Origin of the sequence: Aeromonas sp. DSM 116730 (assembly GCF_046581335.1) — a bacterium.
In the GTDB taxonomy this organism is placed as follows: Bacteria; Pseudomonadota; Gammaproteobacteria; order Enterobacterales; family Aeromonadaceae; genus Aeromonas; species Aeromonas rivipollensis.
Map to the genome: position 1 here is coordinate 3,349,987 of NZ_CP144265.1, position 25,122 is coordinate 3,375,108.

Sequence of the window (25,122 nt, forward strand, 5' to 3'; positions counted from 1 at the left end):
ATGGATCAGGAGGGGGATTATCTCAATAGAAACCAGGACTGGCAACCGCAGCCCTTACGCCCCAGCCTCATCGGGGCGTAAGGTTATATGTGTTTTACCCTCACATGTAAAGTTTTCAGAGGGCGTCGGTGACTATCCTCGGGGTCACGAAGATCAGCAGTTCACGCTTCTTGTTCTCGCTGGTGGTTTTCTTGAACAGGTAACCCAGACCGGGAATATCCCCCAGCAGCGGCACCTTGCTGACGTCGCTCTTGATGGTCTGCTGATAGATGCCGCCCAGCACAAGGGTCTCGCCGTTGTTGACCAGCACCTGGGTGGTGATGGACTGGGCGTTGATGGAGACCGCATCCCCGGTACCGGTCGGGACGGTCTCCCCCTTGGTATCCTGGGTCACGGTCAAATCCAGGATGACCCTGTTGTCCGGGGTGATCTGTGGCGTGACCTTGAGACTCAGCACCGCCTTCTTGAAGGTGACCGAGGTCGCCCCGCTGGACGAAGACTCCACATAGGGGATCTCTGTCCCCTGCTCGATCAGGGCCGGCTTCTGGTTCGCCGTGGTGACGCGAGGGCTCGCAATGATCTCGGCCTTGCTCTCCTTTTCAAGGGCGGAGAGTTCGAGATCCAGCAGAGTGCCATTGGCCAGACGAGCGACCTGGAAGGCCAGGGTACCGGCGGCATTGGTCACCGGCAGGTTGACGTTGAGACGATCTGCCACATCTGGACGAGTCATATTAGTATTGATACTTCCATCCGGATTCAGATTTCCATTTCCTGAACCATCATTGCCCTCTATGGTGCCCGAGGTGCCATTGCCGTGACCGTCATTCTTGGTCACCCCCCAACGCACCCCCAGGGCCTCGTCGAAGCCGTCGTCTATGGTCACCATGCGCGCCTCGATCACCACCTGCTTGACCGGGATATCGAGGATATCCAGCATCCGCTTGACGTTGCCGATGACATCCGCCGTATCCTTGACCACCAGCACGTTGGTGCGTTCATCCACGCTCACCGCCCCTCTGGGAGAGAGCAGCTTGGTGCTATCGGAGGAGAGCAGGGCCGCCACTTCGGATGCCTTGGCATAGTTGATCTGCAGGTACTCGGTATAGAGCGGCGCGAGGTCGGCTACCTGATTGCGGCTCTCCAGCTGCTGTTTCTCTCGTGCGGCAATCTCGTCCGCCGGGGCCACCAGCAGTATGTTGTTGTCCAGCCGCTTGTCGAGCCCTCTGACCTTGAGGATGATGTCGAGCGCCTGCTCCCAGGGCACACCATCGAGACGCAGCGTGATATTGCCGGAGACGGAATCCGTGGTCACCAGATTGAGATTATTGAAGTCGGCGATGATCTGCAGCACTGTCCGAACAGGAATATCCTGGAAGTTCAACGAGATTGGTTTGCCCTGATATTGTTTCGCTGTCGTGGTCGCGACCCGCTTCTTCACCTCTATGATGAACATCTTGTCGGCCTGGTCGTAGCGATAATCAAACTGACCATTGACCGAGAGCTCAAACAAGGTGTCATTGCCCTGGCGGAACACCTCCACCAGGGAGACAGGGGTCGCAAAATCCTGCACATTGATAAGATTCAGTTGATCATCCGGGATCCGGGTGCCGTGGAACTTGGCGAGCACCTTCTGGCCGCGGCTGCTCACATCCACTGCCGCCGAGCTGTTGTCCAGGGTCACCAGAAACTCCCCCTGTCCCTCCTTGCCACGGCGAAAATCCACACCCTTGACCGAGTTGAAATAAGCACCGCCTGTATTCGCCTGCGAGACGGACAACACGGGTTTGCTGGCAGCAACAGGGGCGGGAGCCGCCAAGGGAGAGGAGACAGCCGCGGGCTGGTACTGAGACTGGTTCTGGGCGACCCGCTGGGTATCAATCAGTGCAGACTGGGTAACAGGCTGGCTCCTGACAAGCGCCGACGGACTGGCAGCAGGGGAGACCGCAGTCGCAGCCACCGGCTGGCCGGCCTTCTCTCCCAATGACACCAGCAATTTGTTGCCCTGTTGATGGACCTGATAAGGGGTCAGCTGATCGAGCGCTATCTTGATATCCAGCCCCTCTCCCTTGCCCTCCACCTTGAGGTTGTCCACCCCCTGCTGCTTGATGGGCAGCGGGTTGACCGTCAGCGCCCCTATGGCGCCGGGCACGTGCAGCAGGAGCTGATTGGGCTCATACGACAGTCTGTCGGTAAATCCGCTCACTGGCTCGCTGAAGCTCAGCTCCAGCAAGAGTTGATCGGCCAGCAGCGGATTCACCTTGACCTCCTGCAACGCCGGCACCGCCCACACCTGAGTGCATACGCCCAGCCACAGCAGCGCCACACCCCTCATCCTTCTTATTGTTGTTCTCATCTCTGCTCATCCCTGATCATAGTTTTGCGTCGAGATTGGCCATGGCCAGCTGAGTTTCTCGGGTGACCCAGCATCCTTTGCCATCCGGTACCGTTTCCATCAAGTCAACATGGGTATTCGTTATCTTGATGACTCTTCCCTGATCCAGTCCCATGTACTGATTGAGCCCCACGCGAACGGCTTGCCCGTCCGGGGTCCTGATCAGTGCCCACAACTGTCCCTGTTTGCCGATGGATCCCTTCATGCTCAAACTGGCCAGCGAGTAGCGTTCCAGCACCTCCTTCTCCCGACTGGCCACTATCTGGGCGCAGTCCGGCTTGGTCTTGGCATCCACCCTGGAGCTGGTCTCTGGTTGCGGTTCAATGAAGGGGCTGCGTTGATCACTGCGCTGATAGGCCATGGGGGAGAATGGTTTTATCTCCGGCAAGGGCTCGATCGGGATGGGTTTCCTCGCCTTGGTTTGTTGTACGTACTCGTCCATGTCCTCCTGTCCGCCACAGGCCGTCAACAACAGCACCGGCAAGAGGAGTCCGATCACTCTCATGCTCATGGCTTCTGCTCCAGGGTTTTACCGTTGTACTTGTAGGTCTTGGCCTGCATGGACATGCCTATCAACTCGTCCTGGCCCCGGCCTTGATTGAGCTGAAACGAATCCAGGATCACGATGCGCGGCAACGCGGCCATGTCTGCCGTGAACTTGCCGAGCTCGTGATAGGTGCCCACCACCTCGATGCGCATGGGCAGTTCGGTCGAGAATTCGTGTTTGACCTCTGCCTCCCAGTTGATCCTGTTCAATTTGAGCCCGTTATCGGTGGCGATAAAGCTGATGTCATCCAGCAACCCTGCCACTTCATGGGTATTGGGCAACTGCTTGAGCTGGGTATCCACCAAATGTTCAAGCTGCACCATCTGCTTCCTGTATGCCTCCAGGTTGGCGGCCAGCATGGCCTTGCTCTCGAATTGGGCCTTCAGCTCCTGTTCTTTAGCGGCCTCCTGCCGCAAGGCCGTCAGGGAGTTGGCAATCACATAGTAGTAAATGGCGCCACCCAGCAGGGCACAGCAAAACAGGATGAAGATCCCCTTGGCGACTTTTGGCCAGCGCGCGATGTCATTGAGATCCAGGTCATTGAGTTGTTGCAGGTTCATTGTTGCCCCTTAGTCGCGACCGGAGCGACGCCGGCAATCTGGAACATCATGGAGAACTGGCTGAGGGCCACGGGCGCCACGTCTGCCGTGAAGATGGTGCTGAGCTGAGATTGTCCCAGCCAGCCAGACCCATCGATGCGCCTCATCATGCTGGCAACCCGGCCATAGGCTTCGGCCTTGCCGTTGACATCGATTCTGTTGGCCTGCAAGGCCAGAGTATTGAGATAGACCCCATTGGGCACCAGCACGGGTAGCTGGTTGAACAGGCGTACCGGTATGTTGCGCCTTGTCTGCAACTGCTCGATAAGCTGCATCCGATCGATCAGCTCCTTGCGGCGCTCCTTGAGCAGCCGGATCTCGCCGAGCTGGGTATCGAGTGTGGCCATCTCCTGCTGCAGACGCTGGTTGCGCTGCTGCTGATAGCCGATCTGCTGCTGCACCAGCCAGTCGACGGCAAAGGCAAGGGAGGCGGTGGCCGCTAGGAAAAGGCCGATCATGATGCCAAACTGCTTCTTCTGGCGCTGGGCCCTGGCAAGCCGCCAGGGAAGGAGGTTTATATTTGACATGGTGTGAAGCTCCGCAGTGCCAGACCGAATGCCGCCATGTATTTGGCCCCATGGATGAGGCCTCCTTCCCCCCTGGGCTTGCCAAACAAGGCGAAGGGGTCGGGATGCAGCACTTCACAGTTGAGCTCGCTGCCTAGCTGCCCGACGAGACCCGGCAGCAGACTGCCCCCTCCCGTCAGCACCAGTTTTGACAACTCCTTGTTGCCGGACGAGCTGCAAAAGAGCTGCACATTGCGCCTGACCTGCAACACCAGCGTGCTGAGGTGGGGCAACAACACATCCACCTCATGGTCGGCAGGCAAGCTGCCCTGAACCTTGGCAAACTCCGCCTCTTCCAGGCTCATGCTGTAAAAAGAGGCCAGGGCCTGGCTGTATTGATCGCCACCGAAATTCTGCAGGCGGGAGTAGACGACCTCCCCCCTGAGCAGGGCGGCAAAGGTCATGGCACTGGCGCCTATGTCGACGATGCCGACCGGCTTGTCCCAGGTTTGCAGCTCGGGCAGACAGGCCAGCACGGCACGTCCCAACGCATGGGCCCCCACGTCCACCACCATGGTATTCATGCCAGCCTCCGTCAGCGCACTGACCCGGCCGTTGACGCTCTCGGTGCGCGCCGCGCTCAGCAGCACCTCCTGGCGGCTCTCGTCGGCCGTCAGACCGAGGATCTCGAAATCCAGGCTGACCTCATCGAGGGGGAAGGGAATGAGCTGTTCTGCCTCCAGGTGAACCTGGTTCTCCAGCTCGTTCTCGTTGATGTTGGCATCAACCTGAATGACCTTGGTGATGACATTGGAGCCTGTCACGGCCGTGGCCACCTGCTGACAATCCCCTTGAATGAGCCGCTTGAGCGACTTGAGGGACTGGCTGACCCGTTCAATGTCCTGCAGTTGATAATCGACCAGGGTGCCCTTGGGCATGGGTATCTCGGCAACCGATTCGAGATGCACCTTGCCAGGACGTCCGCTGAGGGTGACGGCCTTGATGGTTTGACTGCCAAAATCAATGCCCGCCAAGGAGAGGAGGGATCCCTTACTTAATAGCCCAAACATATACACATCCATGCGTTATTGGGTTTTAGGACTTATTGTAGGACAGCGCATCACGAGGTGATGACTTAACTCAATATAATGCTCTATCTATCAATGTCATAAAGTTTATGTCAAAAGTTGACGCTGCTCTCCTTTCGGCCTTGATTGCGGCCCCCTTGGTAATTGCGTCCTGGAATGCTACCCTCCCGCCTCTTCTCGAGGTCGATGTCTCCGGACAGGAAAACCTCGAATCCGCGAGGGTAAAAAGGCTATACTCTGCGCCCGTTGGCTAATTTTAAGACGATTGGTAGTTCTTCCATGCTGAAATGGCTCGTTCGCCTGTTTATTGTCATGATGCTGGGTGCAGTGCTGGGTGTTGCCAGCCTCATCGGCATCTACTTCTACATCAAGCCCCAGTTGCCGGATGTGAGCGCCCTGCGCGATGTCAAACTGGCCACCCCGATGAAGGTGTACAGCCGGGATGGGGAGTTGATCTCCCAGTTCGGCGAAATTCGTCGTATCCCGTTGCGGCTGGATGAAATTCCCCAGTCCATGATAGATGCCGTGCTCGCCACCGAAGATGCCCGCTTCTATGAGCACCCGGGCATAGACCCCATCGGCATCATCCGGGCCGCCACCGTCTGGGCCGTCTCCGGCCAGGCCCGCCAGGGCGCCAGTACCATCACCCAGCAGGTTGCGCGCAACTTCTTCCTGAGCAACGAGAAGACACTGGTGCGCAAGATAAAGGAAGTCTTCCTGGCCTGGCGCATCGAGCAGAACCTTTCCAAGGATGAGATCCTCACCCTCTATCTCAACAAGATCCCCCTCGGTTACCGGGCATTCGGGGTCGGCGCCGCCGCCCAGGTCTACTTCGGCAAAGACGTCAAGGATCTGACCCTGGACGAGATCGCCATCATAGCCGGGCTGCCAAAAGCCCCTTCCATGCTGAACCCCATACGTTCGCCGGAGCGCGCCTTTGCGCGCCGCAACGTGGTGCTGGGCCGCATGCTGGAGACCGGCAAGATCACCCAGGCCCAGTTTGACGAGGCCTCCAAGATGCCGGTCAAGGCCCGTTATCACGGTGCCGAGACGACCCTCAACGCCCCTTACCTGAGCGAGATGGTGCGCCAGAAGATGGTGGAGCAGTTTGGTGAAGATGCCTACACCATGGGGCTGCACGTCTACACCACTGTCACCGCCAAGCGCCAGCGCGCCGCCCACCAGGCGCTGCTGGACGGCGTCTTCGACTATGACACCCGCCACGGCTATCGCGGCCCGACCGCCCTGCTGTGGAAGACCGGGGAAACGGCCTGGGACTACGACCAGATCATGGCCCACCTGGCCAAGCAACCGACCTACCAACCCCTGATGGCCGCCGTGGTCACCAAGGTCGGTGACAAGAGCGCCACCCTGGTGCTGAAGAATGGCAAGCAGGCCGAACTCGGCTGGAACGGCATCAAGTGGGCCCGAACCTTCATCACCGACGATCGCCAGACCTATCCACCTAAATCGGCACGGGATGTGCTCAAAGTCGGCGCCCAGATCTGGGTGCGGGAGAAAGGGGAAGAGCTGCTGCTCTCCCAGATCCCTGACGTCAACGCCGCCCTGGTCGCCATGAACCCGCAGGACGGTGCCATCGAGGCCCTGGTCGGCGGCTTCAGCTTCGAGCTCTCCAAGTTCAACCGGGTCGATCAGGCTCGCCGCCAGGTCGGCTCCAACATCAAGCCCTTCCTCTATGCCACCGCACTGGAGCAGGGCTATACCCTGGCGTCCCTCATCAACGACGCCCCGATCAACCAGTGGGATCCCGCCAAGGGCCCCATGTGGCAGCCCAAGAACTCGCCAGCCATCTATGAGGGCCCGACCACACTGCGCCTTGGCCTCGCCAAGTCCAAGAACGTGATGTCGGTCCGGCTGATGCGCGCCATCGGGCTGGATACCTATATCGATGGCCTGACCCGCTTCGGCTTCGCCCGCGAGCACATCTCTGCCAACGAATCCCTGGCCCTGGGGGCCGCCGAGTTCACCCCGCTGGAAGTGGTGCGCGGTTACTCGGTACTGGCCAATGGCGGCTTCCAGGTGACCCCTTACTTCATCACCGAAGTGACCGACAGCTTTGGCACTCCCCTGTATCAGGCCAATCCGGCCGCCGCCTGCCGCGACTGCGGTGTACTGGCCGCCGCCGGGCTCGACAGCGCCGATGCCTACGCCAACACTGTCCCTGACTGGAAGGCCCAGTGCCCAATTGACCCTGTCGTACCCAACAACATGGCGCCCCAGACCATCAGTGCCCAGAGCGCCTTCCTGATCACCGACACCCTGACCACCGCCATCTGGGGTGGCAATGGCTGGCGTGGTACCGGCTGGCGCGCGGCCCGTGACCTCAAGCGTCACGACATCTCGGGCAAGACGGGGACCACCAACGAATCGAGGGATGCCTGGTTCTCCGGTTACACCCCGAATCTGGTGGCCACCTCCTGGATAGGGTTTGACAACCACCAGCGCGGTCTCGGCCGGGCCGAATTCGGTGGCGGCGCCGCCCAGCCCATCTGGATCGACTTCATGAAGACGGCCCTGCAGCAAGTGCCCGAGCGCAAGATGCCGGTCCCCGAAGGGATCATGCAGGTACGCATCGATCGGGAGACAGGTCTGCTGACCAACCGTGCCGATGGCGCCAGCATGGAGGAGTTCTTCAAGGAAGGGACTGAACCGACCCGCTATGCGAGCCAGCTCTCCGATGGCAATGAGGTCTACGGCGGCGATGGCTCCAGCAGCGATGGCCCCGTCTCCACCGACGACATCTTCTAAGCTGCCCGTTGCGGCAAAAAAAACCGGCGCCCTGGCGCCGGTTTTTTTATCTGCCCCTCAGCCGAGCAGCCCCTTCATCAGGGCAGAGATCCGGGAGGCCAGTTCATTGAAGCAGGGGCGGCGCACCGAGTAGTGGCGATAGAGCAGGGAGATGGTGCGCCCCGGCACAGGGTCTATCACAGGGCGATAGCTGACGCCCCCCTCCTCGGCGTTGGCGGGCACCGCCAGCCTGGGCACCAGCGTCATGCCGCTGCCGGCCGCCACCATGTTGCGCAGGGTCTCGAGACTGGTGCCCTTGAAGCGCTGATCCTCGCCTATGCCGGCGGCAAAACAGAAGCCCATCGCCTGATCCCGCAGGCAGTGACCATCGGCCAGCATCAGCAACTTCTTGCCCTTGAGATTGCCAAGCGGCACCGCCCTGGCACTGGCTTCCGGATGATGCTGGGGCACCGCCAGCCACATAGGCTCCTGATAGAGAGGGATGGAGCCAAAGCCCTCCATGCCCTCCAGCTCGGCGAGCACCAGGCAATCCAGCTCCCCCTCCTCCAGCCGCTTGAGCAGCACCTGGGTCTGCTCCTCGTAGAGATAGAACTCCAGCTTGGGGAAGTGCTCCCGCAGATCCTGAATGATGTGGGGCAAGAGATAGGGGCCCACTGTGGGAATGAAGCCGATGTGGATCTCGCCGGACATGGGCTCGGCGAAGTGCTGGCCTATGCTCTTGAGCTCGCGCACCTCTTTGAGCACCTTGCGGGCCTGCAGGGCCATGGCATCGCCGGCCGGGGTAAACAACACCTTGCGGGAGGTGCGCTCGATCAGGATCACCCCCAGCTCATCTTCCAGCTTGCGCAGCTGGCCGCTCAGGGTCGGCTGGCTGACGAAGCAGCGCTCCGCCGCCTTGCGAAAATGTTTCTCCTCTTCCAGCGCTACCAGGTACTCGAGATCGCGAAGGTTCATAGGTACTGCATCCTGCCAATCTAAAGAGGCCGTTAGCATGCCCAAGAACGGTGCGGGGGACAAGGGAAGCCCGAAACGGGGAGTTGTCTCCCCTGCCCCACCAACCCGGTCTGCCCCGCTGCCCTGACCCCAGGGGCCGATGCGGCAAACCCGGGCATGGCCAGGATCAGGCCGCCATCAGGGCGGCGAGATGGTTCGCGAAGGCTTGCGGCTCCCCCAAGAATGAGGAGACGGGTAGCGGGATGAGGCTTCCCCCCCGCATCAGCCCGAGGGTCGGGAATCCCTGTCCGCCGAGCCGGCGCAGCCAGCCCTGGCTTTGGGCCAGATGCCCGGCGAGATCCACCTTCTGGCAGCTCTGGGCGAACGCCTCCGGCGTGATGCCCTGCTCCTGCGCCAGCAGCGCGAGACGGGCCTGGTCGCCGACCCACTGACCGTCAAGGTAATGGGACTGCTGAATGCGATGCAGCAGGCTCAAACCATCGCCCCCCAGTTCGGTGACCGCCAAGATGGCCCTGATGGGGGGCTCTGAGTCGAGGAAGAGACCGTCGCTGAGCAAGAGCTCGTTGAAGTAGCGCTCACCGAAAGGCTGGCCGGTCAGGGCCTGGATCCGCTCGTCATGGGGGCGGACATGGTCCCGCAGGGCCTGGCCCATCTGCTGGCGGCGCGGGCCCAGCCAGAGGCCACCCGCATGCAACGCTATCTGCAAATCCGGGATCCCGGCCGCGGCCTCGAGCAGGGGGGCGGCGCCATAGCACCAGCCACAGAGGGGGTCATATACATAGTGCAGTGTGGTGTCGTTCATCTGCGTGCTCCTCGGCAATTGATCAAAAAACCGGGCAATGAATGCCCGGCAAAAAACACAGGGAAAAGGACTCAGGCCATTACCACTTCATCTCGCCCATGTTGACCTTGGCACCTATGGCCAGGCCATCGTCCACCGGCAGGGACGGGAATGCCTTCTTCAGGCCGTCGATCAGCTGATCGCTGTGCTTGGCGGTGGCCAACTCCTGCTCGAAGCGCTGGACGTAGTCACGGGTAAAGGTCACGGCCTGGGTGCCCTTGGGCTCGGTCCCCAGGAAATGCCCCGGAATGACCCGCTCAGGCTGGAGGGCCAGCATGCCGTCGAGGGCCTGCATCCACTGTGCCCGCGCCGCCTTGGTCTGGCTGTCCGCCATCCAGACGTGCACCCCGCTGTATACCGGCACGCCGCCAAACGCCGTCTTGATGGAAGGAGCCCAGAGATAGGCACTCGGCGTGTTCATCTCCTTGATCTCGATCTTCTCGCCATCCAGGGTCAGGTGGGAGGCCGTCATCACCTGCGGCACTATCAGGGTCTTGGGTGCCTGCTCGGCGAGGATGGGGCCCCAGTAGGCCAGCTTGGCATCCTTGGTCTGCTTGATGTGATCGACCACGTGCTGGCTGGCCAGGATCTTGACGTCGGGGAAGGCCGCCTTGATGGGTTCCAGCCCGAAGTAGAAGTCGGGATCCCCGCCGCTGATGTAGACGGTGGTCAGTCGCTTGCCGCTCTGCTTGATCAGATCCACCAGCGCCTGGCCGTCATTGACCCCGAACTGGGCGTCGATGAGGATGGCCTCCTTGTCGCCGGTCACCAGCTCGGAGGAGACGGGGAAGATGGCCTTGTCGCCGGGGTTGTAAACGGTCACTGTCAGGGGGCTTGCCAGGGCGGCACCACCGAGCAGGGTGGTGGCCAGGGTCAAGGTGCGAAGTACTGTGTTCATGGGTATGCCTCGTGGGTAAGTGGTCATCGAATGGACACAGTTTATTGCAAACTTTTCAGCGCAAATACCGCATAATAAGCGCATCACTGTTGCACAAATCGAGCATATAGAGGTGCTGAGCATGGATCGACTGACCGCATTGCGGGTCTTCGTCTGCGTGGTTGAACAGGGCAGCCTGAGCGGCGCCGGAGAGAAACTGGAGATGTCCCGCGCCATGGTCTCGCGCTATCTGGCCGAGCTGGAGCGCTGGATGGGGGCCAGATTGCTGCACCGCACCACCCGTCGGCTGAGCCTGACCGGGCCGGGGGAAGAGGCACTGAACCGGGCCAGGGCCATGCTGTCGCTAGGGGAAGAGATGGAGCACCTGGCCATTCGCAGTGACGAGGCCCCCAAGGGGCAACTGCGCATCACCAGCAGCTACTCCCTCTCCGAAGCCCTGCTGGTCCAGGCAGCGGACGACTACCTGGCTCGCTACCCCGGGACGGCCATCGATATCCTGCTGCTGGACAGAACCGTCAACCTGGTGGAGGAGCGCATCGATCTCGCGGTGCGCATCACCAACGATCTGGATCCCAACCTGGTGGCGCGCCGCCTTGGCACCTGCCACTCGGTGGTGTGTGCCAGCCCCGCCTACCTGGCCCGTCATGCGCCGCCGCAGCAAGTGCAGGATCTGGCCCTGCACAACTGTCTCACCTACACCTATTTCGGCAAGAGCCTGTGGGAATTTCAGGGGCCCGATGGCCCCGAATCCGTGCCGGTGAGCGGCAACCTCAGCGCCAACATCTCCAACCTGCTGCTGGCGGCGACCCTGGATGGGGCGGGGATCAGCCTGCAGCCAGCCTACTCGGTGCAGGCCCACCTGGAGAGCGGCGCCCTGGTGCCCCTGCTGACCCAGTGGCAGCCCAAGCAGCTCGGCGTCTATGCCGTCTATGGCACCCGCAAGCAGATGTCCCCCCTGCTGCGCAGCTTCCTCGACTTCCTGATCGCACGCATGGCGGATGATCCCCTGTGGCAAGCCCGCTGAAGGCCCATGAAAAAGGGGCCTGTCGGCCCCTGTCATCCCTGTGTCGGCTTATGCCTCGAAACCAAATGCCTTGACCGGCGACTCGCCGTCGTCGGCAGCCTCCTCGTCCACATAGATGTCGCGATAGGCGGCGTAGATGGAGTAGTTGATGGCTGGCAGCACCACCAGCAGACCCACCAGCATCAAAAGCGCACCAAAGAAAATCAGCACTGCCCCCAGCAGCCCCCACCAGAGGAAGGGCCACATGTTGCACATACAGCCCTTGAAACTGAGCCGGGCCGCCTGCCAGGCTCCCACGCCATGGAAGAAGATGAGGGCGGGGGCGAAGGTGATGGCCATCAGCACGGGCACCAGCAAGGCCAGCCCAAGCAACAGGCAGAGCAGGAACCCCTGCGCCTGTTCGGGCGTCAGGGTCAGGGTTTCCGGATCCTGGGAGAGCAGGCCGGTCAGGCCCCACTGATGCAGCATGAAGGCGCAGATGAGCAGTATCCCCATGAACAGGGCGAGCACCATCAGCCCCCCCAGCATCAGCGGGGTCAGCCGGTGACGGAAACCGGCGAAGAAGTCGGCAAACTGCAGGGGATGACCCTCATAGCCCCGGCGGGCCACCGCCACCCAGCCGGCCCCCCACACCATGTAGAGCAGCTGGGAGATGAAGCCCCCCGCCGGCAGCTGTTCCAGCAACATGCCCACCAGGAACCAGATCACTATCATGGCCACGCTGGCGCCCATGCCCTTGTTGAAGATGTCGAACCCGGTGCGGATCCAGATCCAGCCCTGCCCTATGGTGTGGCGTCTGGGTTCGCGGCGCAGGGCGCTGTCACTGTTCATCATTGACCTCGTCGAAAATAGGGGCAGAAAACCCTGTCATCAGGGCACGCTCACCGTGACCATTATGGTGCCCGTGTAAGCACCGGGGCGCACCACCTGACCCGGCAACCGGGTCGGATACAGCCTCACCTGATATTGGGTGTTGTGGCTGGCCGCCGAGTAGGGTACCGCGATGGCAGTATCAAATGGAATAGGGGTCAGCGTATCCTGCTCGACCATGCCTACCCCGACCCCGGCCAGGCTGGTGGTGACGAAGCGATTCTGGCTACTGAGCGCCCCCCCGAAGCTGTATTGCAGCGGCACCAGATAGTCACTCGGGATCTGGCTGCAGGTCACGCTCACATTGACGCTGCGCGGGGCATAGCCCCTCGGGATCTCCCCCTCGACGAAGGCACTCTGCGCCACGGCGCCGAGATCGATAGGGATGCTGGTGCCGGCGGGGAACTGGCAGGTCGGCGTCGAGGTGACGCTGATGTTCATCGCCAGGGTGCTGAAGGCATTGACCGGACTGGTGTCCGGTGCATTGGCTCGGCGCACGAAGAGGTGGGCGACGGTGCCACTGAAGGTCTGGGTACCCGTGACCCCCTTGAGCAGCTTCAGGGTATAACGGCCGCCATTAACATCAATCCCGCCCAAGGCCAGATTCAACAGGTTACCGATGCAGACGGCCAGCAACCCGCTGCTGGTCGCGTTGAAGGGGATAGTCCGATAATTTCCTGCCGCATTGAACTCCACCTTGAGGCCGAAATAGGGGTTGAGCTTGATGAGGGTCCCCAGAGGATCGGAGAGGGTCGGCAGGCTGGTGGTTCCCTGGTAATAGACGGTCACAAGCAGCCCCACCGAGATCCCGGTGCAATCACAGGTGGCCGTGCCCGTGGTCGAGAAGGGGGTGGGACCGCTGGTCCCCCCGGGCTGATAGAGACCGTTATCGGCGGTGATGGCGCCGGTCGCCACGAAGGGACTGGTACACTGGCCATTGACGGCCTGCACCTCGCCTGGCCATGAAGCCGCCACCAGCAGGAGTGCCGCCAACAGCAAGGAAGACAGGCCCAGGTTTCCGACGCCGTCACTCATCCCGCTCTCCTCCATGCCTGCCCAGAACAAATTCCTGCTCATGATAATTGCCATCGTCGTCTATCCAGCGCAGCCGCCCGCGGGCCCCCGCCGGTACGGCGCCCGCCATGGGAAGAGAGAGGGAACCGTAAGGCGGCAGCACCCCGCCCTCGCGCCAGGCGAGATGCTGCCCGCTCAGCAACACCTCGCTCAGGCTGATGTGAAAGGGGCCCGGATTGCTGACCCTGAGTCCGCCCCCCGCCTGCCCCTGCCAGCCAAGCCGGCTAACCACCTCGGCCGGGGAACCCGCCAATCCGGCCGGCCGGTAGAACAGCTTGATGCGGGTGCGATAAGCCAGTTGTACGCCCGCCTGCGAGGCTTGCGTCTTGGGGGGCAGTCCAAGGACATTGAGCCAGAACAGGGACTCCCTGTCCCGGGGGAGCCGGCTCAGATCCGCGCCCAGGATGCGCAGCACCTGCCCCCTCTGCGGCCCCAGCCGCATCATGGGCGGCACCACCAGAAAGGGGGTCGAGACATCGGCCGGTCCCTGCTGCTCATTGCCGCCATCGACCCAGGCCTGCAGCAGACTGGGCTCGCTACCGTCGTTGCGTACCATCAGCCTGGCCTCGGTGCCCCCCTCATAGATCACCCGGGTACGCATCAGGTTCAGGGCGGCCTCGCTGCTTGAGCACCACAACAGGGAGCCCAGCGCCAGCCATGACAGCACGGCGTACCCTTCCAGGGCCCGGCACCAGCCATGCCAACCAATGGGGTCTCTCATGAACTTGCTCCCGGAGTGAGGCAGCGGGCGGCGACCTGCTGATAGGGCATGGCAGGATCCGGCCGAGGAACCCGATAATCGAGCCGGCACCGCTCATCCCCCTCATTGCCCCACTGGACATGGAGGGTTCCCTGCTCGCCACGCACGAAGATGAGCCCCCCCCTGGCCGACCACGGCCACGGCGTCGCCGCGGCCATCGACCACCTCGGCACCAAAGGGCGGCGCACTGCCATCCTGACGCACGGCCTTGAGCAGCAAGGGCTGGCCGACATGGGTCTCATACGCCAGCTTGACGATGGCCCCCCGGCGCGGGGCGACCATCTGGGCGCTGCCATCTATCTCCACATCCAGCGGCAAGCCGCCGGGATCCAGGCCTATGATGTTGGTGCGATAGGGGTTGAGCCCGGCCAGCACGGCATAGCCATCCCCATCCACCTCGCTGCCGATCCCGTGACTGACCCTGGCCCCCTGGGCGCCCTTGGCTTCCACCAGCGCCATCGTCTCCCCTTGCGTCTGCCCCAGCACCCAGCCCTCCTCATGGACCAGCAGGGTTCCCTTGGCCGAGGCCACATACTGGGCGTAACCCTCCCCCTGGCTGGTGCTCAACCCCAGCTGGGTGGCCGCCGTCTGATACTGCAGGTTGGCACCATAGCTCAGGGCCGAGTTGCCACTCCCCCGACTCTGATTGCCATAGACACCGTAATAGAAGCGCCCATCCCGGGAGCCGCCATTGAGATCCAGCCTGGCGCTGGCCCCCTGCCCCTCCTGATAGGAGAGGGTGCTGCCAAGACGCGGCGCCCCCAGTTTGTCCCCGATGGGGATGCTGAGGCTCAGCACGTATTGATCCCCCACCCCCTCCTCCAACGAGTGGCTGGCCGACAGGGTCAGACTGCCCCAGTCAAACCCCCGGTTGTAGCCGAGCTGGAAGCTGCTGCTCTCCCCCTGGCCACCCCAGTAGTCGCGGCGAATGCCGTTGAAGTAGAGATCCCCCCACTCCCCCACCGGTTGATTGATGTTGAGCTGGAAGCGATTGCGCTCCCGCTGCAACCTGTCCAGCGCCTGGCTCTGTATCGCCGCCACGTCGTTGAGATCGAGATAGCCTTCGCTGGAGAAGCGATAGGCGGCCAGGGTGAAGTAGGTCTGGGTCCTCTCCATCTGCTTGCTGTAAGTGAGGCGATAGCTCTGACCGGCGAGGGAGTCAGGTACGTTCGCGCTGGCGGGCAACGCCCTCGCCCAGGAGCCGGTCACATCCAGAGCCAGGGCGCCGTAGTCCGAGCCCATGGCCGCGCCCCCCAGCAGTGCGCCGTAATCCTCGGCGGCTATGGTTCCGCCATACAGGGTCAGGGCATCCGAGAAGCCACGCCTGTAGGTGCCTTGCAGAAAATCCGGGCCATCGGGCCCCGCATCATTGCGATAGCGTCCCAGGGTCAGGCTGAAGCGGGAAGTGTCGTCACGCAACATCTGCACCACGGAGGAAAAGGGCAGAGTGAAGCTGCGCTCGCTGCCATCCGCCTCCGTGATGGTCACATCCAGATCACCGGCAAAGCTGGTGGCGTAAAGATCGTCGATGGCAAAGGCACCGGGGGCGACCTGGGTCTCATAGATGAGGGCGCTGCCCTGCCGTATGGTGACCCTGGCATTGCTCTGGGCCACCCCGCGCACCACGGGGGCGAAGCCCCGCTCGAAATCCGGCAGCATGGCGTCGTCGCTGGCGAGCTGCACGCCGGTGAAGGGCACGCTGTCGAAGCTGTCGCCTGGGGTGAAGTACTCCCCCAGCGTCAGCTGGGCTTTGCGGGAGGTGACATCCCGCTGCGCATAGCTGTTGAGGGGTTGATAGCCACCCCCCTGGTTGCCCTGCCAGGAGCCGTTGTGACGCAGGCGCCAGGCACCTAGGTTAATGCCGGTGTTGAGGTTGAGGCTGCTGCTCAATGGCTCCCCTATGCTCTCCTGCTCGCTGTAATAGAGGTTGGCGTTATAGCCGACGAAGGCCGCATTGATCCCCTGCACCCACTGCTCAGGCCCCACATAGTCACGTCTGATCTGACCGAGATAAGCCTGGGGCAGGCTGAGCGCGCCGCTCAGGCTGGCCAGATCGAAGGTGAAGCTGGCCCCCGGCACCAGGGCTCCCACCTCTATGCAGTCGCCCTGGAGTTGCTGCCGCACCGACGCTTGATCGGGCAGCTTGTCGACCAAGAGCCCCCACTGCGTCAGCTGATCCGGATGAAAGCAGAACAGGGGCGTCCCGGGATCCTGCCCCGCTCTCACCTCCACCTGCTGGCTTATTCTCTCCTTGCCATTGATGGTGATGTCGAGCTGGTAGCGCCCGGGGGGGATGAAGTCGGCACGGGAGAAGCGGGCCAGGTCGATGTTGACCCCCAGGCTGTCGAGCAGGCGGCTGTCAAACTCGATGTCGGCGGGTGGACTGATCGCTTGCCCGGCCACCTCGTCCCCCATGGCAAGGGGGCACCAGAGCAACAGGGAGAGACAGCAACCGGCGTGCCAGAGGGCGGTGGCATGAAGGCAGCAAGAGAGGGGCATTCTGGCTGTCACTGTATAGCTCCCCCCTCAGCGCCGGCCTGTGCACCGGGAGCGCCGAACCTTGAGTCCAGCTCCGGCATCTTCCGGGATCAATTGAAGACGAATTGGCCCACCTCGCGGGCACCATAGTCGTTGAGCCAATAGAAGGTCACGGTCTTGGCATGGACGGCCCCGGACAGCTGCTCAAGGGGAAAATCGAAGCTGCCCCCCGGCGCCACCATGCCGCCACTTGAGTTGCTGTAGCGCTTCGACGCCGTCGCCTGCAGCTCCAGATTGCTGATGCTGACATGATAGAGGCTGGGGTTGCTGGCGCGCAGTGCGTAACCGCTCCCCTGCCGGATCAGGCGCCAGCTCAACTGCCGGGCGGAGCGCTCGACATTGCCAGGCAGCCCGGATGGCCGGTAGAACATCTTGATCCGGGAGCGGAAGGCGAGCTGCACCAGATTCTGACCCGCCTGGGTCGACTTCACGCTCGGCGGCACCTCCAGCACGTTCAGCCAGAACACCGATTCGCGATCCTGGGGCAACCCCTGCCCCACATAGGCCAGACGCAGGGACTGGCCACGCTGGGCCTCGATGCGGGTGATGGGAGGCGTAACCAGGAAGGGGAGCACCTCGGCGCCGGGCCGGATGCGGCGATCGCCCGCATCTATCCACACCTGTACCAGCGAGGGGCTGCTCCCCTTGTTGGTCAGCTCCAGGGTGACCTCACGGGCGTTGGCCGGGTAGATGACCCGGGTGCCCGAGATCTGGACATGACCCCAGGTCTGCCAGGGCAGGAGCAACGCGCACCAGAGCATGAGGCTCAGCCCCGCCCTGCGGAGCCTATGGATATGAAGCGCCTTCATGACTGAGCGCTCAGTGGTAGTCCAGGGAGTAGATGAGATCCGCCGAGACCAGACCGGCGCCGACGGCACCTGTGGCTATGTACTGGGCGCTGTAGTAGAGGGTGGCCCCCCCGGTGGCACTGAAGTTGACCAGCACGTTGTTGCCTGTGTTGGTCCTCAGATCGATGGGGGTGCTGTTGGCCGAGAGGATCTGCACCTCCACGTTTTGGGCCGGGTTCTTGCCGCCCGAGGCGACGGCCTTGTTGCTGAGGTTGCCCGTGGTCTGCTCCACCCCGATGTTTTCGAAGTAGGCCCGCACCGACCCCGTGGTCGGGCAGCTGGTGAGGGCGAGGTTGAAGCCTGTCGCCCCCGCGGTCTGGCCTATGCTGCCGAGCGCATTGGTGCTGACGGTCGGCAGGGTCACGGTTGCCGACGCCGTACCACCATTGACCGCGATGGCACAGGTCCCGGCGGTCACCTCGCCATTGATGGTAATGACCCCGTTGAAGGCGGCAACGGGTGCCGACATCCCCATGGTGAGTCCGAGTATCAAGAGAGCCTTCGTCTTCATCACAACCTCCACCTGTCCCTGGATGTCGCTGGCGACTGCTTTTCTCCTGCCAGTGCCTTACTGCCTGCCGCCATAGGTGCCATTCAAAGATACCTTTAGTGACATATTAGTAAATAGCACAGAATTCTCAATCCCGCCGCCGTACTACTCCCTTTCCGGCGCCATGGCCCGAGGTGACGGACAGCCGGGCAAGAATGTGGCATCATTTTCCCCCTTTTGATCTCACCGCCTTATTCGATGGAGCCACCATGCGCCGCCGGTTCTTCCTCCTTCTGCTGCTCGGCAGCGCCTCCCTTCATGCCGAACCCGGCTTCATCAGCCGCTTGCTCAACCACCCGGTGCCGGGGGGTGTGGCCGTGGTGCCGCTGGGGGATGGGCCCAAGGCGCCCGCCGCTCGCTATCTGGACAAACCTGTGCTGGTGGTGCACGAAGAGGGACGGCACTGGATTGCCATCGTCGGCATTCCGCTCAAGAGTCAGGCGGGCCCTCATCCGCTGCAGGTGAGCGATGGCCGCACCTTGAATTTCACCGTCGGCAGCAAGCACTATCGCGAGCAGCACATCAAGTTGAAAAACAGCCGCCAGGTCAATCCGCTGGCCGAGGACATGGCGCGCATCAACCGTGAGCTGGCCGAACAAAACAAGGCCTACCAGACCTTCAGTCCTATTCAGCCCAGCAACCTGCTGTTCGACAAGCCGGTCAACGGCCCCCTCTCCAGCCCCTTCGGGCTGCGCCGATTCTTCAACGGCGAGGAGCGCAATCCCCACTCCGGCCTCGACTTCGCGGTCGGCGCCGGCACCCCCATCAAGGCACCGGCCGCCGGCAAGGTGATCCTGATCGGCAACTACTTCTTCAACGGTAATACGGTGTTCGTCGACCACGGCCAGGGGCTCATCAGCATGTTCTGTCACATGTCCAAGATCGACGTGACCCTGGGCCAGAGCCTGCCCCGCGGTGGCATCGTCGGCCGGGTCGGCGCCACCGGCCGCGCCACAGGTCCCCACATGCACTGGAACGTCAGCCTCAACGATGCCCGCGTCGACCCCGCCATCTTCATCGGCACCTTCAAGCCCTGATCCGGGCAGCACGAAACGACAAAGGCAGCCTGGGCTGCCTTTGTCGTTCATGGAGAGAGGGCGTTAATCACGGGGCTGCGGCATGCTGCCCGGCCTCCTTGCCCATGGCCCGCCACATCACCAGCACCAGCAAGGTGCTGCAAGTAGGCAGCGCCAGCCAGACCCCGGCCACCCCCCACAGGGAGGAGAAACCCCACAGGAAGCCGCCTATCAGCACCAGCTTGCCCCCGGTGAGCAGGGAGGCGATTCGGGCCCGGTTGATGGCCTGGAAGTAGGTCGCTCCCACCAGCAGCAGCCCCTCCATGGGCAGACCCCAGAAGTAGAGCCAGATGCCGAGGCTGGCCACCGGCAAGAGGGCCGCGTTGTCCCCGGCGAACAGATAGACTACCCCTTCCGGCCAGAGGTAGAGCGGTATCATGCCGCACAGCGCCACCACCAGGGTCACCCCCAACGCCAGGTTGCGCACCCGCAGCACCCGCTGCCAGTTGCCCGCCCCGGCGTTGAAGCTGGCGATAGGCTGGATGCCCATGGCGATCCCCTCGAAGATGAGATAGAAGAAGGCCTCGCTATAGCTGATGACCCCGTAGGCGGCCACGTGCAGGGAGCTGCCGACCGACAGCAGCGCCTTGTTGTGCAGCGCCAGCACCACAGACAGATAGAGGTACATCAGGAAGCTCGACACCCCGAGTCTCAGGGTCTCCCGCATCAGCCGCCAGTCCGGCACCAGGGTATCCAGGCGGATGCGCAGCTGGCTGCGCGGGGTGAAGAAGTGCCACAGGCACAGGCCCCCGGTCACCGCCTGGGAGAGCATGGTGGCGATGGCCGCCCCCGCCAGCCCCCAGGGGATCACCGCCATCAAGAGGTAATCGAGCAGTACGTTGAGCACGCCGCCCCCCACCAGGATCCAGGTGGTGAGGCCGGGTCGCCCGTCGTTGCGCAGCAGGGCGGTGAACGCCATGGAGAGCACGGCAAAGACTCCGAGCCAGGCGTACCACTGCAGGTAGGCGAAACCGGCGTCGAAGATGACCCCCTCGGCCCCCATCCAGATCAGCATCTCCTTGCCGTACCGGATGCCGATGAAGGCGAGCACGGCGGAGGCGATGAGTACCATCACCAGCGCATTGCCGACTATGTGACGCGCCTTTGCCTGCTCCCCCTTGCCCAGATAGAACGAGGCGAGCGACGAGGAGCCCATGCCGATCAGCGCCCCCACCGCATAGAGTACGGCGCAGATGGGGTAGGCCAGCATCATGCCGGCCAGGCCGTCCTGGCCCAGGATATGGCCGACGAAGATGCCGTCTATGGTGACATAGACGCCGGTGACCAGCATAGCGGCCACCGTCGGGGTGACGTAACGCAGGAAGAGGCGAGAGAGGGGGGCCGTGCCCAGATCGACAGTGGACATAAATTGCTCAAGGGAGGGGAACGGCCAGAATAATAGCCAAACAAGACCCGGATCACCCGTTATTTATGTTGCAGATCATTAATGTGGAAGGCTTTACCCACCCCTGCCCCTGCTTTAGGCTAAGGCGACTTCTCATGAACGGAAACGTGCGCCATGTTGCAACGCCTGCTCTGCCTGATGCTCTGTCTCAGCCTGCTCCCCTTCTCCGCTGCCCAGGCCGATGATGCCGTCACTCAGGTGGAAGAGTTGCTGCAAAGCGTCCCCAAGACCGACAGCCCCGAGAACCAGCAACTGCGGGAGAGCTATCAGCAGGCGCTGCAGTATGCCCGGGATGCCCAGCGCTATCGGGAGCAGGGCAAGGCCTATCAGCAGATCCTCATCGACTACCCCAAGGAGTCGGCCCGTCTCAAGGAGAGCCTGCACAACTATCAGCCCCAGTCCCGCCCGCCCCTCTCCTCCCTCAAAGAAGAGGCACTGCGCCAGGCCATTGGCCTGAGCAGCAACCGCCAGATCAACCTGCGCAAGGAGCGCCAGGCGGTGACCGACAGCCTCAACCAGCTGGAGAGCACGGGCCAGGAGTACCATGTGCGGGTCGATGAGCTGCGCAAGCAGTTGCTGCAGACCCGCTCCCAGCTCGATCGCTTGAGCTTCAGCAACGAGTCGGATCGCCTGCAGGAGGCCCAGCAACTGGCCACCCGCCTCAAGGAGCAGAGCCTCTCTGACCGGATCCAGATGCTGGAGCTGGAGCAGCTCTCCGCCCAGCAACGCAACGATCTCGGCAAACTCAGGCTGCAGGAGCTCAACCTCGCCATCACAGACGAAGATGAGTGGCAGAACAGCCTGCTCAACCAGCAAAACCAGCTGCGGCGGGAAAAAACGGAGCAAGCGCTGGCGGAGAGCGAGCGGCTGCGCAGGCAGCTCACCTCGGATCTACCCCTGCTGCAGGAGCAGCAACAGCAGAACCAGGCGCTCTCCCTGCAACTCGGCGCCCTGGAAGATCAGATAGAGCGGGTACAGGACGAGCAGCGCGGCATCGACACCTCCTTGTCAGGACTGAACGATCTGGTCAACTCGGTGCGCGAGCAACTGGAATGGCTGCAGATAAGCAACGCCTACGGCGAAAACCTGCGCAGCAAGCTGGCCGATCTGCCGAACTACTTCCCCCTGGAGAAGCTGGAGTCCGACATCGTCAAGGCGCGCATGGCGAAGTACCAGTACGAGACAGAGCAGGATGCCTTGAAGGATACAGTGCAGATCCGCAACAACCTGCTCAGCGGGGACGAGATCACCCTGGACAGGGCCCAGCAGGCCGTGCTCGACAACCTGCTCAAGGCCAGACGACAACTGCTGACCCGGCTCAACGACGCCTCAGATACCCTCATTCAGGAGCAGACCCGGCTCAAGCTGCTCTACAGCCGCCAGAACAGCAAGATCGACGAGATCCGCGAGATCAGCGCCAGCCACCTGTTCTGGATGCCGGACGTGCGCCCGCTCACCCCGGCCGTCCTGCTCGGCGTGCCCACCGCCCTGAGCCTGCTGCTCGATCCCGTCAACTGGCTGCAACTGCCCAGGGCCATAGTGGAGAACAACCCCATGACCCTGACCCTGGCGGGGCTCGGCCTGCTGGTGCTGGCCTGGTGCTGGGCCAAGCTGGGGCGCCACCTGGTGCAGTACAGCCACTACATAGCCCCGCGCATCGGCAAGGTGACTCAGGACAAGTTCAGCCTCACCAGCCGGCTGCTGGTGCGCTCCCTGCTCGCGGCCCTGCCGCTGCCCGCCATGGTGCTGATGATGCGCGGCCTGCTGGACGGCGCCTGGCAATACCCCTTCGCGGTGGCCGTGGCCCGGGGCCTTGGCGAGATCTGGTTCCTGCTGCTGGCGCTGCTGGTCGCCCGCCATCTGACCCTGGAGAAGGGGATCCTCATCCTCCATTTCCGCTGGCCGAAGGAGCCGGTGCAGCGGGTCTGGGGCCAGTTCCGCACCCTGCTGCTGGTGCTGATCCCCAGCTTCTTCGTGCAGGGCATGGCCAACAGCTATCAGGAGCACGCCTTCTACGACTCCCTGGGTCGCCTCGCCTTCATCGTCGGCGCCCTCTGGCTGCTGCTGTTCTTCGCCCGCCTCAACCGGGAGAAGCTGCCGCTCACCTGGGGCCAGGCGGACATGACCAAGCCCCACCTGCTGCACCACTTCATCTGGAACAGCCTGATGCTGGCCCCCCTGCTGGCGGTGCTGGGTTCCCTGTTTGGCTACTTCTATACCTCCCGCATCCTGCTGCGCCAGCTGGAGCTGAGCCTGCTGGCGGGGCTCGGTTGCCTGCTGGTCTACTACCTGGCCCATCGCTGGATGCTGATCCAGCGCCGCCGCCTCGCCTTCGATCGCGCCAAGAGCAAACGGGCCGAGATCCTGGCCCAGCGGGAGCGTGACGAGGACGATCTCAGCTCCGAGATCCCGGACGTGGTGGAGGAGCCCGAGCTGGATCTGGACACCATCAGCGCCCAGTCGCTGGGCCTGGTGCGTACCCTGCTGATGCTGGGCTTCACCATGCTGGTGGTGGTGCAATGGTCGGATCTCAACTCGGCCTTCAGCTTCCTCAGCAGCATCGAGGTGTGGCAGGTGAGCAGCAAGGTGGCCGGCATAGAGCAGCTCTCCGCCATCACCTTGCAGGATCTGATGCTGACCGCCTTCGCCTTCATCCTGACGGTGGTCACCGCCCGCAACCTGCCGGGGCTGATGGAGCTCACCCTGCTCCAGCACCTGAGCCTCTCCCCCGGCACCGGCTTCGCCCTGACCACGGTCAGCAAGTATCTGGTGATCCTCATCGGCGCCCTCACCGGCTTCTCCATGCTCGGCATCGACTGGTCCAAGACCCAGTGGCTGGTGGCGGCGCTCTCGGTGGGCCTGGGCTTCGGTCTGCAGGAGATCTTCGCGAACTTCGTCTCCGGCCTCATCATCCTTTTCGAGAAGCCGATCCGGCTCGGCGATACCGTCACCATTCGCGATCTGACCGGCACAGTCACCAAGATCAAGACCCGTGCCACCACTATCGTGGACTGGGACAGGAAGGAGATCATTGTCCCCAACAAGGCCTTCATCACCGAGCAGTTCATCAACTGGTCCCTGTCCGATGCCATCACCCGGGTCAAGCTGCGCATCCGCATCGGCCTGACTCAGGAGCCCAAGCGGGTGCAGCAGCTGCTGGAGCAGTGCGTGCAGGAGTCCACCCTGGTGCTGGATACCCCCACCCCCGAGGTGTTCCTGATCGAATTCACCGACTCGGCCCTCATCTACGAGATCCGGCTCTATGTGAACAACATGGATCACCGTATGCCAATCACCCATGAAGTCCATTCGCTGATCCTGGAGAAACTCAATCAGCTCGGCATGCATCTGCCGCACCAGCAGATCGACATTCGGATGAGCCGGGGATGAGCGAGATGAGCGGATGTCCATCATGCACCCACGAGGTCCATTCGCTGATCCTGGAGAAACTCAACCAGCTCGGCATGCATCTGCCCCACCAGCAGATCGATATCAGGATGAATCGGGGATGATATGGATAGCGGTGTAATTCAGGTTGTTCATCGCACCCTGCGGGGCTGGTAGGGTGCAACAAGCGCAGCGCAGCGCCGTGCACCAACACCAACACCAACAACAGGAGCCAATCATGCAGATCATTGCCCATCGCGGTGCCAGCAAGCTGGCGCCGGAGAACACCCTCAAGGCGATGGAGATAGCCATCGCACTCGGAGTCGGCGCCATCGAGCTCGACGTGCAGCAGGCAGACGGCGAGCTCTGGGTCTTCCACGACCGGCGGCTGGAGCGTTGCACCGACGGCCACGGGGTGCTGACCGAGCAGTCCCGGGACTATCTGGCGAGCCTGGATGCGGGTGACGGGGAGCGGATCCCGACCCTGTGGCAGGTAATGAGCCTGATTGCCGGGCGCTGCGAGCTGCATATAGAGCTCAAGGGGGCACACACCGCCGAGCCGGTGGCGGCCCTGACCCGGCGGGCCGAGCGCGAGCTCGGCTTCACCCCGGCCCACTGGGTCGTCTCCTCCTTTCACCATCCCGAGCTGGCGCACTTCGCCCGGCTGCGGCCGGATCTGCGCCTCGGGGCCCTGACCGCCAGCCTGCCGCTGCACGGTGCCCGCTTCGCCGAAGAGCTGGGTGCCTGGTCCCTGAATTGCGACGTGGATTTTGTCGACGCCGGGCTGGTGGCGGATGCCCATAGTCGTGGGCTCAAGATCCTGGTCTACACGGTCGACGAGTTGAGTGATGGGGATACCCTCGAAGCCATGGGTGTCGATGGCATCTTTACCAACCGGCCAGATCGATTCAGCTGAGTATCGGCGCGGCCTGGCGGCCCATCAGGAGGTGAAAAAAGATCGAAAATTTCCTGTGCACCGGGATACATAAAGTCCAC

At 62.6% G+C, this 25,122-nt stretch carries 21 protein-coding genes; 5 read left to right on the forward strand and 16 right to left on the reverse strand.

Features of this window, described 5'->3' with window-relative positions:
* Nucleotides 1-115 precede the first annotated feature (115 nt).
* Genes Aeroheme_RS15275 through tapM form a run of 5 tightly spaced genes read right to left on the reverse strand, consistent with a single transcriptional unit; the run spans nucleotide 116 to nucleotide 5,114 of the window.
* Nucleotides 116-2,353 (reverse strand): type IV pilus secretin PilQ, encoded by a 2,238-nt coding sequence (locus Aeroheme_RS15275; protein ID WP_411166142.1) that lies wholly within the window; start codon nucleotides 2,351-2,353, stop codon nucleotides 116-118.
* 16 nt (nucleotides 2,354-2,369) lie between these two features.
* Nucleotides 2,370-2,897 (reverse strand): pilus assembly protein PilP, encoded by a 528-nt coding sequence (locus tag Aeroheme_RS15280; RefSeq protein WP_025326151.1) that lies wholly within the window; start codon nucleotides 2,895-2,897, stop codon nucleotides 2,370-2,372.
* 2 nt (nucleotides 2,898-2,899) lie between these two features.
* Nucleotides 2,900-3,499, reverse strand: coding sequence for a PilO family type IV pilus biogenesis protein TapO (gene tapO, locus Aeroheme_RS15285; protein ID WP_234677969.1), 600 nt, complete (start codon nucleotides 3,497-3,499; stop codon nucleotides 2,900-2,902).
* Nucleotides 3,496-4,065, reverse strand: coding sequence for a PilN family type IV pilus biogenesis protein TapN (tapN, locus tag Aeroheme_RS15290; RefSeq protein WP_106887549.1), 570 nt, complete (start codon nucleotides 4,063-4,065; stop codon nucleotides 3,496-3,498). The genes tapO and tapN overlap by 4 nt, the downstream gene beginning before the upstream one ends.
* A complete protein-coding gene (gene tapM / locus Aeroheme_RS15295; RefSeq protein ID WP_353851738.1) occupies nucleotides 4,053-5,114 on the reverse strand; it encodes a PilM family type IVa pilus assembly protein TapM in 1,062 nt (353 codons plus the stop codon). The genes tapN and tapM overlap by 13 nt, the downstream gene beginning before the upstream one ends.
* Nucleotides 5,115-5,411: 297 nt before the next feature.
* Between tapM and Aeroheme_RS15300 the strand changes: the two genes are divergently transcribed.
* Entirely contained in the window at nucleotides 5,412-7,901 is a 2,490-nt protein-coding gene (locus tag Aeroheme_RS15300) for a penicillin-binding protein 1A (RefSeq protein WP_393937069.1), read from the forward strand.
* Nucleotides 7,902-7,958: 57 nt separating this feature from the next.
* On the opposite strand, the gene oxyR is transcribed toward Aeroheme_RS15300, so the two are convergent.
* The 3 genes from oxyR to Aeroheme_RS15315 form a co-directional block, all read right to left on the reverse strand.
* Nucleotides 7,959-8,855 (reverse strand): DNA-binding transcriptional regulator OxyR, encoded by an 897-nt coding sequence (gene oxyR / locus Aeroheme_RS15305; protein WP_262108763.1) that lies wholly within the window; start codon nucleotides 8,853-8,855, stop codon nucleotides 7,959-7,961.
* 166 nt (nucleotides 8,856-9,021) lie between these two features.
* Nucleotides 9,022-9,657, reverse strand: coding sequence for a DsbA family protein (locus Aeroheme_RS15310; RefSeq protein ID WP_411166143.1), 636 nt, complete (start codon nucleotides 9,655-9,657; stop codon nucleotides 9,022-9,024).
* A 79-nt stretch (nucleotides 9,658-9,736) separates the two neighbouring features.
* Complete coding sequence (locus Aeroheme_RS15315; RefSeq protein ID WP_411166144.1) at nucleotides 9,737-10,594, reverse strand: Vmh family MBL fold metallo-hydrolase; 858 nt, start codon at nucleotides 10,592-10,594, stop codon at nucleotides 9,737-9,739.
* Between the two features lie 121 nt (nucleotides 10,595-10,715).
* Between Aeroheme_RS15315 and Aeroheme_RS15320 the strand changes: the two genes are divergently transcribed.
* Nucleotides 10,716-11,618, forward strand: coding sequence for a LysR family transcriptional regulator (locus Aeroheme_RS15320; RefSeq protein ID WP_411166145.1), 903 nt, complete (start codon nucleotides 10,716-10,718; stop codon nucleotides 11,616-11,618).
* A gap of 48 nt (nucleotides 11,619-11,666) precedes the next feature.
* Here Aeroheme_RS15320 and Aeroheme_RS15325 read toward each other — a convergent pair whose 3' ends face one another.
* The 7 genes from Aeroheme_RS15325 to Aeroheme_RS15355 all read right to left on the reverse strand — a co-directional run bounded on the left by Aeroheme_RS15325 (nucleotide 11,667) and on the right by Aeroheme_RS15355 (nucleotide 18,219).
* Nucleotides 11,667-12,449 (reverse strand): BPSS1780 family membrane protein, encoded by a 783-nt coding sequence (locus tag Aeroheme_RS15325; protein WP_106887556.1) that lies wholly within the window; start codon nucleotides 12,447-12,449, stop codon nucleotides 11,667-11,669.
* 39 nt (nucleotides 12,450-12,488) lie between these two features.
* A complete protein-coding gene (locus Aeroheme_RS15330; RefSeq protein ID WP_411166146.1) occupies nucleotides 12,489-13,523 on the reverse strand; it encodes a fimbrial protein in 1,035 nt (344 codons plus the stop codon).
* Nucleotides 13,516-14,283 carry a molecular chaperone gene (locus Aeroheme_RS15335; protein WP_411166147.1) on the reverse strand — a complete coding sequence of 256 codons (768 nt, stop codon included), beginning with the start codon at nucleotides 14,281-14,283 and terminating at the stop codon, nucleotides 13,516-13,518. The genes Aeroheme_RS15330 and Aeroheme_RS15335 overlap by 8 nt, the downstream gene beginning before the upstream one ends.
* Entirely contained in the window at nucleotides 14,280-14,480 is a 201-nt protein-coding gene (locus tag Aeroheme_RS15340) for a FimD/PapC C-terminal domain-containing protein (protein WP_411166148.1), read from the reverse strand. The genes Aeroheme_RS15335 and Aeroheme_RS15340 overlap by 4 nt, the downstream gene beginning before the upstream one ends.
* A complete protein-coding gene (locus tag Aeroheme_RS15345) occupies nucleotides 14,386-16,833 on the reverse strand; it encodes a fimbria/pilus outer membrane usher protein (RefSeq protein WP_411166149.1) in 2,448 nt (815 codons plus the stop codon). Before Aeroheme_RS15345 ends, Aeroheme_RS15340 begins: the two co-directional genes overlap by 95 nt.
* Before the next feature lie 77 nt (nucleotides 16,834-16,910).
* Nucleotides 16,911-17,621, reverse strand: coding sequence for a fimbria/pilus periplasmic chaperone (locus Aeroheme_RS15350; protein ID WP_411166150.1), 711 nt, complete (start codon nucleotides 17,619-17,621; stop codon nucleotides 16,911-16,913).
* A 58-nt stretch (nucleotides 17,622-17,679) separates the two neighbouring features.
* A complete protein-coding gene (locus tag Aeroheme_RS15355; RefSeq protein WP_025326137.1) occupies nucleotides 17,680-18,219 on the reverse strand; it encodes a fimbrial protein in 540 nt (179 codons plus the stop codon).
* A 248-nt stretch (nucleotides 18,220-18,467) separates the two neighbouring features.
* On the opposite strand from Aeroheme_RS15355, the gene Aeroheme_RS15360 reads away from it, so the two are divergent.
* Nucleotides 18,468-19,295: a peptidoglycan DD-metalloendopeptidase family protein gene (locus Aeroheme_RS15360; RefSeq protein WP_411166151.1), complete on the forward strand. Its 828-nt coding sequence runs from the start codon at nucleotides 18,468-18,470 to the stop codon at nucleotides 19,293-19,295.
* A 67-nt stretch (nucleotides 19,296-19,362) separates the two neighbouring features.
* Here Aeroheme_RS15360 and Aeroheme_RS15365 read toward each other — a convergent pair whose 3' ends face one another.
* Nucleotides 19,363-20,700, reverse strand: coding sequence for an MATE family efflux transporter (locus tag Aeroheme_RS15365; RefSeq protein ID WP_289976000.1), 1,338 nt, complete (start codon nucleotides 20,698-20,700; stop codon nucleotides 19,363-19,365).
* A gap of 153 nt (nucleotides 20,701-20,853) precedes the next feature.
* Here Aeroheme_RS15365 and mscM point away from each other — a divergent pair, with 153 nt between their 5' ends.
* Nucleotides 20,854-24,129 (forward strand): miniconductance mechanosensitive channel MscM, encoded by a 3,276-nt coding sequence (mscM, locus tag Aeroheme_RS15370; protein ID WP_408863460.1) that lies wholly within the window; start codon nucleotides 20,854-20,856, stop codon nucleotides 24,127-24,129.
* Between the two features lie 235 nt (nucleotides 24,130-24,364).
* Nucleotides 24,365-25,042 carry a glycerophosphodiester phosphodiesterase gene (locus Aeroheme_RS15375; protein ID WP_411166152.1) on the forward strand — a complete coding sequence of 226 codons (678 nt, stop codon included), beginning with the start codon at nucleotides 24,365-24,367 and terminating at the stop codon, nucleotides 25,040-25,042.
* The last annotated feature ends 80 nt before the right edge of the window (nucleotides 25,043-25,122 follow it).